The following is a 12,338-nucleotide window of genomic DNA, read 5'->3' as shown; positions in this document are numbered from 1 at the left end:
TGAGGGCCGGGTCCAACTTTGTGCGCGGAGCCGCCGGGGGAGTCAGGCCGGGCGGCTCCAGGGGAGCCCGGAGCTGATGCCCAGGGTTACTTGGGCATCAGCACCGAGTCGATCAGGTAAACGGTGGCGTTCTTGGTCTGGACGCCGCCGCAGATCACGCTGGCGCCATCAACCATGAGGGCGTCCTTGCTGCCGGTGACGGTGACTGATCCGCCCTGGACCGTGGCGTGGGTGCCGGCGATCTTGTCCGGGGTGATCTGGCCGGGGACCACGTGGTAGGTCAGGATCTTGCTCAGCAGGGCGTCGTCGGTCTTGAGCGTCTCGATGGTGGCGGCGTCGATCTTGGCGAAGGCGTCATCGACCGGCGCGAAGACCGTGAACTCGCCGCCGTTCAGGGTGTCCACGAGGTCAACTTTGGGGTTCAGCTTGCCGGAGACCGCCGCCGTCAGGGTGGTGAGGATGGGGTTGTTCGAAGCTGCAACTGCTACGGGATCCAGTGCCATGCCGGCAACGGAGCCTGCGCCGGTGGGAACCTTCTCGGCGTAGCCTGCACAGCCGGCACCAACCAGGTTGGCTGCCGGGTCCATGGGGGCAGCGGAGCTGGCCGACGGTGACGGCGCCATGCTGGAGGCAGAAGGCGTGGATGCCGGTGCTGAGGAAGAGTTCGCCGTGGTGGCCGAGCCGCCGCAAGCGGTCAGGCTGAGCAGAGCTGCAGCTGCAACACCTGCAACGGTGAAAGTTGTGCGCTTGATTGACTGCATTTCGATTCTCCTTGTTAGTGCCGATCATTGCCTGCCGCGGGCAATCTGCCTGCCGCATGTGGCCTTTTCCGACTTGGTGGGCACCTGCCCTTGGCTGGTGTCTCACTGTGTATTCGGGCGCTGCCGTGAAGCGGATGGGTGAATCTCAAGGAGTTTTTTTCGGTTGGTGCCCCGTCGACTCAGAATCCGCGGAATGCCGGGCTTCTCGGGGGCTTAAACAACAAAATCCCGGGCCTCTGGGACCCGGGATTTTGTATTTTCATTTATCCGGCTGTGCGCAAGGGGGGACTTGAACCCCCACGCCCGAAGGCACAGGAACCTAAATCCTGCGTGTCTGCCAATTTCACCACTCGCGCTTGGCTGCCGCCGCAAAAACCTGCGACGGCGGATGCCAGGTTCCATTGTAGCGCCGGCCGGCGACGGGTTCCGTCAGCCGGCGGAACCGTCAGGAATCAAGCTTGAGGTCACGGCGCAGCTTTGCCACATGGCCTGTCGCACGGACGTTGTACTGCGCCATGGACACCTTGCCATCGGGGTCCACCACGATGGTTGAGCGGATCAGGCCCTGGTAGGTCTTTCCGTAGTTCTTCTTTTCGCCCCATGCGCCGTAGGCCTCGGCCACGGCGTGGTCTTCGTCCGAGAGAAGCGGAAAGCTGAGGGCTTCGGCGGCGGCGAACTTTGCCAGCTTCTCCACGGGGTCGGGGGAGATGCCCAGGACTTCGTAACCGGCCGCCTGCAGGGAGGCCAGGTTGTCACGGAAATCGCAGGCCTGCTTGGTGCAGCCAGGGGTGGACGCGGCGGGATAGAAGTACACAACGGTGTTGCGCCCGCGCATGGAAGCCAGGCTGACGTCCTTTCCGTTCGAGTCCGTCAAAGTGAAGCCTGGTGCTTCCGTACCGGTCGTGAGTCTGTCAGCCACAGTTAATCTCCTTGTTGAAGGCGGGACATTCCAGCTTAGTAAGCGTGCTGGACCGGGGCGAATCGGCACTTGGCTATACTGCTGGTATGCCTGATATGGATCACTGGCCCACTGGGCGCCTACTGTCCACCGCGGCCCGTCTCGTAGAACACTCGTGGAACGAAAAACTCGGCGCCATTGGGTTGACCCATGCCGGTGTCATCGCGATCGAAGTCCTGGCGGCCCAGGGCCCCATGACGCAAGCGCAGCTGGCCCAGTACGTCCGCGTCCAGGCGCAGACCATGGGCAAGACGCTGAGCAGGCTGGAAACACACGGACACATCGCCCGTGTCCGCAGCACATCGGACCGCCGGAGCCACGTCGTCTCACTGACGGATCGTGGACGCGAGGCGGTGACGGCCGCAGTCGAGATGGAACGTTCGGTCCTGGCGGCCGCTTCGATTGATCCTGATGTCCTTCGCCAGGAGCTCCAGGCCGTGGTCCGGGAACTGGCAAGCCAATTCGCTTCCCCTGACTCCAAGGCCTTGCCGGACGGTTCCCCGGTAGGCTGACTGCACCACCGCCCAGCAGGCGCAATCACTGGCTCCACAGTGGTTGCGCGCTTTTCTTTAATCGCCAACAGGTCGCTTGCGACCGTGTCCCGTCGCGCGGCGGTGAAGCCCCGGTCCGTGCCCATGAAGGAATTTGTTGATCAACCGCGCCGCCAGCACCAGGACCCTTGCCCTCCTCACAGGACTGCTCCTTGCAGGTTCCCTCGCCGGCTGCGACACAGCAGCCCATGCCGAACCAAGGACGTTCGAAACCGAAGCCGCAGCTGCCCTCGCCCAGCTGGACAACGTCCCGGTGAAGGGCCGGGCCCCGAAGACCGGCTATAGCCGCGATGAGTTCGGCCCCGCCTGGGCCGACGTCGACCGCAACGGCTGTGATACGCGCAACGACATCCTTGCCAGGGACCTCGAAGGCGAAACGTTCAAGCCCGGGACGCAGGACTGTGTTGTCCTGACCGGCACCCTGGCGGACAGGTACACGGGCACGACCATCAACTTCGTCCGTGGCAACACCACCAGTGCTGCCGTCCAGATCGACCACATCGTTGCCCTGTCGGACGCGTGGCAGAAAGGCGCCCGGCAGCTCAGCGCAGACCAGCGCAGACAGCTGGCCAACGACCCGCTGAACCTTATGGCCGCAGATGGCCGCACGAACAGTGCCAAGGGGGATAAGGACGCAGCCACGTGGCTCCCGCCGAACAGGACGTTCCGCTGCGAATACGTGGCCCGCCAGACGGCCGTGAAGGCCAAGTACCAGCTGTGGGTCACCCCGGCCGAGCATGATGCGATCGCAGGAATCCTGGATTCCTGCATGTAAATAGTCCGTGCCGCCACCTGCAGAGCTCGTCCAGATCTGCAGGTGCCCCCAGGTGCAAGGAGGCGTTGACGCCCGCGGCGGCCAGTCTTAAGCTCCCATCAATACGTCACCTCCACCACCTGCCCATCGCCTTAGGAGTGGAACGGTCATGATTCTCGTTGTTGGCGCCACCGGTGATCTCGGCAGCCGTGTTACCAGTCGGCTGCGCTCGGAGGGACAGCCGGTCCGCTGCCTTCTAAGGACTGGCACAGACGACGCTGGCTTGCGCGTGATCGGCGCGGAGATCGTGCGTGGCGATCTTACGGTACCCGCCAGTCTGGGGGCTGCATGCGAGGGCATCGATACAGTGATCGCGACCGCAACGGCAATCGGTCGCCGCCTGACGGGGGCCAGCTCGTCAACAATCGGGGATGTAGATGAGAAGGGCATGGTCTCACTGGTCGATGCCGCCGAGACCGCCGGAGTGCACCGCTTCGTCTACCTTTCGTTCGCGGGGGTTGACGCCCCCATCGGCACGCCGCTGGAACACGCCAAGCTTGCGGTCGAGAAACGCCTGGGCAACTCCTCTATGCAGACTGTTATCGTCCGCGCGGACGCCTTCCAGGAAGTCCACCTCGCCCCGATGGCACGCTTTGATATTGCCCGCGGAAAGGCAGCCATCATCGGCAAAGGCAACACCAAGAGGCGGTGGGTGGCCACGGAGGATGTAGCCATCCTTCTTTGCGCGGTAGCACTCGAGTCTGCGCCGCCGGCGCTGATAGAGGTCGGAGGCCCGGAGCTCCTGACGAAGAACGAGGCCGTCGCGATCGCCCAGGACCTTACTCGCCGGGGGATGGACGTTCAGCGCATGCCCCGCCCCGTAGCCCGTCTTGCGGTGCGCTTGCTCAACCGCCGTAACGACGCGCTGGCCTCCGCCTTCGGCGCCGGGCTACACCAGGACCTTTACGAGGCCACGTGGGACGATATGCCTCTGCGCCAGCGGGGCATCAACCCCAAGGCAGCCACGGACTTTCTCCGCGAACAGGCAAGTCAGCTTCCGCAGCAAACCTAGAAATAGCGCGTCAATATCCCCAGCATGATCGAAGGGCAAAGCAAAACCCCGCCTTCTGGCTTGTGGCCATGAAGACGGGGTTTCGGTTGGTGCACCCCCCGGGACTTGAACCCGGAACCCATTGATTAAGAGTCAATTGCTCTGCCAATTGAGCTAGAGGTGCATCTTGTGTTTTGATCTCCCGGGGCTTTTTATTTCCCGGTTGATCTCCGCAACGACATGAAACTCTACACGAACTTTTGGCCCATGTGAAATCGGCCGAGCAGGCGGGTGGCCGCATCAACCCTGAGGGGCCAAAATCAGCACAAAATCAGGGTTTTGGTTGTTCGTCAGCAGCCAAAACCGGCCGTCCGGAGCCCGGATAACGTCGCGGATCCGGCCATACTCTTGTGTGAAATAGGCCACAGGATTTCCGGCTTCCTCGCCGTCCAGGGGAACCGTCCACAATCTCTGGCCACGGAGCGCACCCAGGTACGCGGTGGAGCCATCAATTTCCAGCCCGCTGGGTGAGGATTCAGCGGTTGACGGCCAGACCACCTTCGCGTCCCGGAATCCTTCCCGGTGCGGCGCCCCGGTGACCGAGGGCCAGCCATAGTTGGCGCCCGGAAGAATGAGGTTGAGCTCGTCATTGACGTCGGGCCCGAACTCGCTCGCCCACAGCCGGCCCGTACTGTCCCAAGCCAGTCCCTGGACGTTGCGGTGGCCAAGGCTGTAGACAGCATTGCCGAAGGGGTTGCCGGCCGCCGGGCGGCCCTCCGGTGTCAGTCTCAGGATCTTCCCGCCCAGGGCATTCGGGTCCTGAGGCTGCTCCCGGCGCTGTGAATCGCCGGTCCCCACATAGAGCAGGCCGTCGGGTCCAAAGCGGATCCGGCCGCCGTTATGCGTGGATGCCTTCGGGATGCCCGTGAAGATGACCTCCGGGGGGCCGATGGTGTAGGTCCCGTCACCGTCGTCCGTGAGGACCGCCCGGGCGATCCGGTTGTCCCGCTCTGCCGTGAAATAGAAATAGAGCAAGTTGTCCGAAGCGAAAGCAGGGGAGAGCGCGAGTCCGAGCAGCCCGCCCTCCCCGGCGGGAACCACTCCGGGGAGCTCTCCGATGGTGGCAGACCGGCCACCGCGGACTGCCTTGAGCAGCCTGGAGTCACGCTCGGAAATGACTGCTGTTCCGTCCGGCAGGAACACGGCGGCCCACGGAATCTGTAGTCCGAGGTCCAGCCGTTCCACCACGGCAGGCGTTCCGGGAGTGCCCGTTCCCACGCTTGTGCTGCCACCGGTGGGGGGCCCGGCGCCGTCGCCTGTGCATCCTGTAAGGATCAGGGAAAAGGCGGCAGTCCAGGCCGCGGCGGTGTGCCGGAGCCGGAGCCTATTGGAGCCGGGTCCGCCGCGGGGCGCGGAAACCTGCTGCTTCGGCATGGGCCGGTGATTCAAACCAGACTCCCGCGCGGGTCTGCTCATACTCCGGATGCCCCTCTTCGTAGTAGACCATTGAGCCGGCGTCACCCTTCACCGTGTAGTCGGCAGGACCGCTCCCGTCCGCAGACGGCGATGCCGACCCGTCGCCGTACGGGCGGTCCGCCGCCAGATGGCCTGCAGGTTCGGGAATTGTCTGGGAGTCGACCGGGGTGGGCTCGACGGGCTCATCGGTGGTGGTTCCGTCACTTCCCGACTCGGCCGCGGCTGATTCAGCCCCAGGCAGGGTGGGGGAGTGTGGCCCGGTGTACTCGGGATGATGGACCGGAGCGGCCGTGGTGGCCTCTGCGTCCGCAGTACCCGCTGTACCTGTGCCTGCCGCGTCTACTGAAGCCGTGGTTGCGGCGGCTGTATGGGGAGCAGGCGATCCGCCGGCCTCCGACCACTGGGTCTCCCACTCTGCCTCGTTGTCCGGAGCCGGGCCGGCAGCGGGCGCTGCTGTGTCGTCGTTTCCGGCAGGCGGCAATTCCTGAGCTGCCGTTGGCTCCGCCGGGGCGGGTGGTGCCGGTGCTTCCGCTGGCTCCGCCGGGACGGGTGGTGCCGGTGCTTCCGCCGGGGCCGGGGCCGGGGCCGGTGAAAGTGCAGGTACTGCTTCCGTCCGCTGCGGCACTGCCGAATCGTGTTCGGCAACCCGTCCGGCATCCGATGGACCGGCCGGCTCGGAAATGTCGTCGTCCGCTGTCGTGGGGGGAACCGGTTCCGACGGCCGTCCGAAGCCTGCGGCCGTGGCGATCCCCGCGGTGCCCGCTGCTGCGGCGGAAGCGGCGGCACTCCCGCCTGACAAGGCGCCGTCCGCCCGGATTCCTTCCGCCGGAGTAGCTCCGGTCCGGCCGTCGTCGCCGGTGGCCTTGCTGGAATTGCTGCGGTTCAGCAGCCACCACACAACACCGACAATCAGCACGATGAGAATGATCCAGAAGACAAAATCCATATCAGGGCCTTTCAGTCCAGATGGCAGGGTTGCCGTTCCCTGACGGTACGTCGGGGCAAACGGGGCTGTCTAGGTCACAGGGATTGGTCCGAGTGCCCGTCGGACCCTGAAGGAGGCCCGAACAACGCTGGGGCCGTCCAGTAGCCTCTCTACATGGACTTCAAGCGGCTGCGGATTCTGCGTGAACTTGCCGACCGGGGCACGGTGGGTGCCACCGCCGAAGCCATGCACGTCACGCCGTCGGCTGTGTCCCAGCAGCTCAAAACGCTGCAGGACGAGCTTGGCGTTGTCCTCATCGAGAAGGCCGGCCGTGGCGTCCGCCTCACCGAAGCCGGCCTGGCGATGGCTTCTGCAGCTGCGGATGTGTCAACGGCAATGGCCCGTGCGGAGGCGACCATCGACACGTACCGGCACGGCTGGCAGGCTCATGTGCGGGCAGCCTTCTTCCCCAGTGCGGCGGAGATGTTCCTGCCGGGACTCCTTCACCGGGTCGGGGCCATCGACGGCCTGCACCTTGAAGCCCACTTCGAGGACCCGGGTGTGGCCGGGTTCGCCGGCCTCGCGGCGGACTACGACATTGTCCTGGCCCACAGCGTGGATGGCCCGGAGGTGTTCGCCTCCCACGGACTGATCGTGGTCCCCCTGCTCAACGAGCCCCTGGACGTTGCGATGCAGGCAGGCCACGCATTGGCGTCGAAATCCCGGCTGACCGCCCGGGACGTGGTGGGCTACCCCTGGATGGGGGTTCCGGAGGGATTTCCGTTCGACGCCGTGTTGCGGCAAATCGAGAAACAGGCCGGCTCCACGGCGGTCAGGGCGCAGCTGTTCCCGGACCTGAGGGTGCTTGAGGCACTGGTCAGCGCCGGACATGGCCTCGCCCTGCTGCCCCGGTACACCGCGGCGGCCAACCAGGGCCGCGGGTTTGTGCTGAGGCCCCTGGTGGGCGTGACCGCCCGCCGCAGCATCGTGGCCCTGGCCCGGCCCGACGTTGCGGCCCGGACCACCATCCGGAAGGTGCTGGAGATGCTTCGGCAGGAGGCCGAGTCGGTTGCGGCCGGGCGCGGGCCTGGTGATTTCTGACACGTTTTCGCCGTTACGGGGAGCGGTGATCTCAATATATGAGACGAGAGTCCACTATTTGATCGAAATATTCACGGATTTGGGCTTCACGCACCCCGTCAGTGTCGTTGGCCCCCTCATCTGAGTCATAGACTTTGACGCATGAGTGAGGACACCCAGATCGCAACCGAAAACAAGCCTGACATCAAGCCCCGCAGCCGGGTGGTCACCGACGGAATCCACGCCGCCCCCGCGCGCGGCATGTTCCGCGCAGTCGGCATGGGGGACGACGACTTCGCCAAGCCGCAGATCGGCGTCGCCAGCTCCTGGAACGAAATCACTCCCTGCAACCTTTCCCTGAACCGGCTGGCCCAGGGCGCCAAGGAAGGCGTCCATGCAGGCGGCGGATTCCCCATGCAGTTCGGCACCATCTCCGTCTCGGACGGCATCTCCATGGGCCACGAAGGCATGCACTTCTCCCTGGTGTCCCGCGAAGTCATCGCCGACTCCGTGGAAACCGTCATGCAGGCCGAGCGGATCGACGGCTCTGTGCTCCTGGCCGGCTGTGACAAGTCCCTCCCGGGAATGCTCATGGCTGCCGCCCGCCTGGACCTTGCCAGCGTCTTCCTCTACGCCGGCTCCATCATGCCCGGCTGGGTCAAGCTCGAGGACGGCTCCGAAAAGGAAGTCACCCTCATTGACGCCTTCGAAGCCGTCGGCGCCTGCGCCGCAGGCAAAATGAGCCTCGGCGACCTCGAACGCATCGAAAAGGCCATCTGCCCCGGCGAAGGCGCCTGCGGCGGCATGTACACGGCCAACACCATGGCCTGCATCGGCGAGGCCCTGGGCATGTCCCTGCCGGGCTCCGCCGCTCCGCCCTCGGCAGACCGCCGACGGGATGAGTTCGCCCGCAAGTCCGGCGAAGCAGTGGTCAACCTGCTCCGCCTCGGCATCACTGCCCGGGACATCATGACCAAGAAGGCCTTCGAGAACGCCATCGCCGTGACCATGGCCTTCGGCGGCTCCACCAACGCCGTGCTGCACCTGCTGGCCATCGCCCGCGAAGCCGAGGTAGAGCTGACCCTGGACGACTTCAACCGCATCGGCGACAAGATCCCGCACCTCGGTGACCTGAAGCCCTTCGGCCGCTACGTCATGACCGACGTCGACAAGATCGGCGGCGTGCCGGTCATCATGAAGGCCCTGCTCGACGCCGGCCTGCTGCACGGCGACTGCCTCACCGTCACCGGCAAGACCCTTGCCGAGAACCTCGCGTCCATTAACCCGCCGGACCTCGACGGCAAGATCCTGCGCGCCCTGGACAACCCGATCCACAAGACCGGCGGCATCACCATCCTGCACGGTTCCATGGCGCCGGAAGGCGCCGTCGTCAAGAGCGCCGGCTTCGACGCCGACGTCTTCGAAGGCACCGCACGGGTGTTCGAGCGTGAACAGGGCGCCCTGGATGCGCTGGACAAGGGCCTGATCAAGGCCGGGGACGTGGTGGTCATCCGTTACGAAGGACCCAAGGGCGGCCCGGGCATGCGCGAGATGCTCGCCATCACCGGCGCCATCAAGGGTGCCGGCCTCGGCAAGGACGTGCTCCTGCTGACCGACGGCCGCTTCTCCGGCGGAACCACCGGCCTGTGCATCGGCCACGTTGCGCCGGAAGCTGTCGACGGCGGCCCCATCGCCTTCGTCAAGGACGGCGACCGGATCCGCGTGGACATCGCCGCCCGCTCCTTCGACCTCCTGGTCGAGGAAGCAGAGCTCGAGTCCCGCAAGGTCGGCTGGGAGCCGCTCCCGGCCAGGTACACCAAGGGTGTGCTCGCCAAGTACGCCAAGCTGGTGCACAGCGCCTCCACCGGCGCATACTGCGGGTGATACCTTCCCCTTTGGTGAGGCGCTGAGCGCCTCACCAAAGGGGCCCCTCGGTATCACTCTTATTAAGCCCTGCCGCCTAAGGTGGTAGGCATGCGTCTCCGCTATGTTGATGGAGCGCTACCAATTAGTGGACAAGGGAGTCCACACTGTGAGATGCGCGCCGTCGTCGTTGACATGCATCTCACGCAGAGGGAAAACTGAACGCATGATCTCATTCGTTACCGCCGGCGCCGTCGTCGTCCTTACCAGGCGCGTGGCTCAATAGCCCGACTGGTAACGAACCGTCACGCGCAAACCCCTCAAAGAGCCACCAGGCTGAGGGGTTTTTTTATTTCCCGCAGTTTCCAAAAATACAGATGATCCACAAGGAAGAGTCCGATGAGCAAAGGATCGCCGATCAGCCCCTCGCTGATGGCTACTAAGTCCGCTGGAGCCCCCAAGGCTCCGGAACGCGCCGACCGAACGGCTGACCACGCCGGTGTCGTCGCTGATCTTGCTGCTGTCTCTCCTGTCCTTGGGCCGAACAACGTTGTACCCCCAACGGTGATGACCGGCTCGCAAGCTATTGTCCGCTCGCTCGAAGAACTCGGCGTGGACGATATTTTTGGTTTGCCCGGTGGCGCGATCCTGCCTACCTATGACCCCTTGATGGCCTCCAGGATGAATCACGTACTGGTCCGTCACGAACAGGGAGCCGGCCACGCCGCGCAAGGCTACGCCATGGTCACCGGCCGGGTGGGCGTTTGTATCGCCACCTCCGGCCCGGGTGCCACCAACCTCGTTACCGCCATCATGGATGCCCACATGGACTCCGTGCCGCTGGTGGCCATCACCGGCCAGGTGTCCAGCGGTGTGATCGGCACCGACGCATTCCAGGAAGCCGACATTGTTGGCATCACCATGCCGATCACCAAGCACTCGTTCCTGGTGACCGACCCCAACGACATCCCGCACGTGATGGCGGAGGCGTTCCACCTGGCCTCGTCCGGACGCCCCGGCCCGGTCCTGGTGGATGTTGCCAAGGACGCCCAGCAGGGGCAGATGACCTTCTCCTGGCCGCCCAAGATCGACCTCCCCGGTTACCGCCCGGTGACGCGCGGCCACAACAAGCAGGTCCGCGAAGCGGCCAAGCTGATCGCTGCGGCCACCAAGCCGGTGCTCTACGTGGGTGGCGGCGTGGTCAAGGCGCACGCTTCCGCGGAACTCCGTGAGCTGGCTGAACTGACCGGCGCGCCCGTCGTCACCACCCTGATGGCGCGCGGTGTGTTCCCGGATTCCCACCCGCAGCACGTGGGCATGCCCGGCATGCACGGCACGGTGTCCGCGGTCACGGCGCTCCAGCAGTCCGATCTGCTCATCACCCTCGGAGCACGCTTCGATGACCGCGTCACTGGCATCCTGAAGTCCTTCGCGCCGCACGCCAAGGTGATCCACGCGGACATTGATCCCGCCGAAATCTCCAAGAACCGCACGGCCGATGTGCCAATCGTGGGATCCGTCAAGGAAATCATCCCCGAGCTCACCGAGGCGGTACGTTCACAGTTCGAAGCCGCCGGCACCCCGGACCTGACCACGTGGTGGGCTTTCCTTAACAACCTCAAGGAAACCTACCCGCTGGGCTGGACCGAGCCGGAGGACGGGCTTTCGGCCCCGCAGCGCGTCATCGAACGCATTGGCGCGCTCACCGGTCCCGAAGGCATCTACGTGGCCGGCGTGGGCCAGCACCAGATGTGGGCAGCGCAGTTCATCAAGTACGAGCGTCCGCACGCCTGGCTCAATTCCGGCGGTGCCGGAACCATGGGCTATGCGGTTCCGGCTGCCATGGGCGCCAAAGTCGGCGAACCGGACCGCGTGGTCTGGGCCATCGACGGCGACGGCTGCTTCCAGATGACCAACCAGGAACTGGCCACCTGCGCCATCAACAAGATTCCCATCAAGGTTGCCGTCATCAACAACTCCTCGCTGGGCATGGTGCGCCAGTGGCAGACCCTCTTCTACGAGGGCCGCTACTCCAACACCGACCTGAACACCGGCCACGAGACCGTCCGCATCCCGGACTTCGTCAAGCTGGGGGAGGCGTACGGCTGTGCGTCGTTCCGCTGCGAACGTGACGAAGACATTGATGCCACCATCCAGAAGGCCCTCGAGATCAACGACCGCCCCGTGGTCATCGATTTCGTGGTGAGCCCCGACTCCATGGTGTGGCCGATGGTGCCCGCCGGCGTAAGCAACGACCAGATCCAGGTTGCCCGCAACATGACCCCGGAATGGGAAGAGGAGGACTGATCATGAGCCGTCACACACTGTCCGTTCTGGTTGAAGACAAGCCCGGTGTACTGACCCGCGTTGCGAGCCTGTTCGCACGCCGCGCCTTTAACATCAACTCCCTGGCCGTCGGCCCGACGGAAGTCCCGGGCATGTCCCGGATGACCGTCGTCGTCGACGCCGACGGTGACCTCATTGAGCAGGTCACCAAGCAGCTCAACAAACTGGTCAACGTGATCAAGATCGTTGAGCTGACCTCCGAATCTTCCGTACAGCGAGACCACATCCTGGTCAAGGTACGTGCGGATGCCGCGACTCGTCTGCAGGTGACCCAGGCTGCAGACCTGTTCCGAGCTTCAGTGGTTGACGTCTCCACAGACTCCGTAGTCATTGAAGCAACCGGCCACCCCGAAAAGCTCACGGCGCTGCTCTCAGTGCTGGAGCCCTTCGGCATCCGCGAAATTGTGCAGTCCGGCACCCTGGCCGTTGGACGGGGATCCCGCTCCATGAGTGACAGGGCCTTGCGCAGCGCTTAGGACGGCGGGGCACAGCCCCACCAGCAGCGCAATGCCCGTGCAGTACCGCAACACCCAGACTAATTACCCCGAGAATCCACTCAAGAGGAGTTACAAA

11 protein-coding genes and 2 tRNA genes are annotated in these 12,338 nt (G+C 64.7%); 7 read left to right on the top strand and 6 right to left on the bottom strand.

Annotation, left to right across the window (positions count from 1 at the left end; all coding sequences use genetic code 11):
• Nucleotides 1-86 precede the first annotated feature (86 nt).
• From ABV518_RS00430 to bcp, 3 genes are all read right to left on the bottom strand, one after another.
• Nucleotides 87-761, bottom strand: a complete 675-nt coding sequence (locus ABV518_RS00430) for a fasciclin domain-containing protein (RefSeq protein ID WP_131131744.1) — start codon at nucleotides 759-761, stop codon at nucleotides 87-89.
• Between the two features lie 274 nt (nucleotides 762-1,035).
• Nucleotides 1,036-1,117 (bottom strand) — tRNA-Leu (locus ABV518_RS00425).
• Between the two features lie 89 nt (nucleotides 1,118-1,206).
• Nucleotides 1,207-1,680 carry a thioredoxin-dependent thiol peroxidase gene (gene bcp / locus ABV518_RS00420; protein ID WP_367764862.1) on the bottom strand — a complete coding sequence of 158 codons (474 nt, stop codon included), beginning with the start codon at nucleotides 1,678-1,680 and terminating at the stop codon, nucleotides 1,207-1,209.
• A gap of 95 nt (nucleotides 1,681-1,775) precedes the next feature.
• Between bcp and ABV518_RS00415 the strand changes: the two genes are divergently transcribed.
• The 3 genes from ABV518_RS00415 (at nucleotide 1,776) to ABV518_RS00405 (ending at nucleotide 4,096) form a co-directional block, all read left to right on the top strand.
• Nucleotides 1,776-2,231: a MarR family winged helix-turn-helix transcriptional regulator gene (locus tag ABV518_RS00415; protein ID WP_367765310.1), complete on the top strand. Its 456-nt coding sequence runs from the start codon at nucleotides 1,776-1,778 to the stop codon at nucleotides 2,229-2,231.
• Between the two features lie 133 nt (nucleotides 2,232-2,364).
• Complete coding sequence (locus ABV518_RS00410; RefSeq protein WP_367764861.1) at nucleotides 2,365-3,045, top strand: HNH endonuclease family protein; 681 nt, start codon at nucleotides 2,365-2,367, stop codon at nucleotides 3,043-3,045.
• Between the two features lie 148 nt (nucleotides 3,046-3,193).
• The gene (locus ABV518_RS00405) at nucleotides 3,194-4,096 is read left to right on the top strand and encodes an SDR family oxidoreductase (protein ID WP_367764860.1); all 903 of its coding nucleotides are present in this window, start codon (nucleotides 3,194-3,196) and stop codon (nucleotides 4,094-4,096) included.
• Nucleotides 4,097-4,183: 87 nt separating this feature from the next.
• Here ABV518_RS00405 and ABV518_RS00400 read toward each other — a convergent pair.
• From ABV518_RS00400 to ABV518_RS00390, 3 genes are all read right to left on the bottom strand, one after another.
• Nucleotides 4,184-4,259, bottom strand: a tRNA-Lys gene (locus ABV518_RS00400).
• A gap of 116 nt (nucleotides 4,260-4,375) precedes the next feature.
• The gene (locus ABV518_RS00395) at nucleotides 4,376-5,509 is read right to left on the bottom strand and encodes a PQQ-dependent sugar dehydrogenase (protein WP_367764859.1); all 1,134 of its coding nucleotides are present in this window, start codon (nucleotides 5,507-5,509) and stop codon (nucleotides 4,376-4,378) included.
• Nucleotides 5,460-6,497: a hypothetical protein gene (locus ABV518_RS00390; protein ID WP_367764858.1), complete on the bottom strand. Its 1,038-nt coding sequence runs from the start codon at nucleotides 6,495-6,497 to the stop codon at nucleotides 5,460-5,462. The genes ABV518_RS00395 and ABV518_RS00390 overlap by 50 nt, the downstream gene beginning before the upstream one ends.
• Before the next feature lie 153 nt (nucleotides 6,498-6,650).
• Here ABV518_RS00390 and ABV518_RS00385 point away from each other — a divergent pair, with 153 nt between their 5' ends.
• The 4 genes from ABV518_RS00385 to ilvN all read left to right on the top strand — a co-directional run bounded on the left by ABV518_RS00385 (nucleotide 6,651) and on the right by ilvN (nucleotide 12,241).
• Nucleotides 6,651-7,577 carry a LysR family transcriptional regulator gene (locus ABV518_RS00385; protein ID WP_367764857.1) on the top strand — a complete coding sequence of 309 codons (927 nt, stop codon included), beginning with the start codon at nucleotides 6,651-6,653 and terminating at the stop codon, nucleotides 7,575-7,577.
• A gap of 141 nt (nucleotides 7,578-7,718) precedes the next feature.
• Nucleotides 7,719-9,440: a dihydroxy-acid dehydratase gene (gene ilvD, locus ABV518_RS00380; protein WP_367764856.1), complete on the top strand. Its 1,722-nt coding sequence runs from the start codon at nucleotides 7,719-7,721 to the stop codon at nucleotides 9,438-9,440.
• Between the two features lie 378 nt (nucleotides 9,441-9,818).
• Entirely contained in the window at nucleotides 9,819-11,726 is a 1,908-nt protein-coding gene (locus ABV518_RS00375) for an acetolactate synthase large subunit (protein ID WP_310161970.1), read from the top strand.
• Nucleotides 11,727-11,728: 2 nt separating this feature from the next.
• A complete protein-coding gene (gene ilvN / locus ABV518_RS00370) occupies nucleotides 11,729-12,241 on the top strand; it encodes an acetolactate synthase small subunit (protein ID WP_055796055.1) in 513 nt (170 codons plus the stop codon).
• Nucleotides 12,242-12,338 lie beyond the last annotated feature (97 nt).

Origin of the sequence: Arthrobacter sp. HS15c, assembly GCF_040812005.1 — a bacterium.
In the GTDB taxonomy this organism is placed as follows: Bacteria; Actinomycetota; Actinomycetes; order Actinomycetales; family Micrococcaceae; genus Arthrobacter.
Note: the sequence above shows the minus strand (reverse complement) of the source record. Positions and strands in the feature narration are given on the sequence as shown.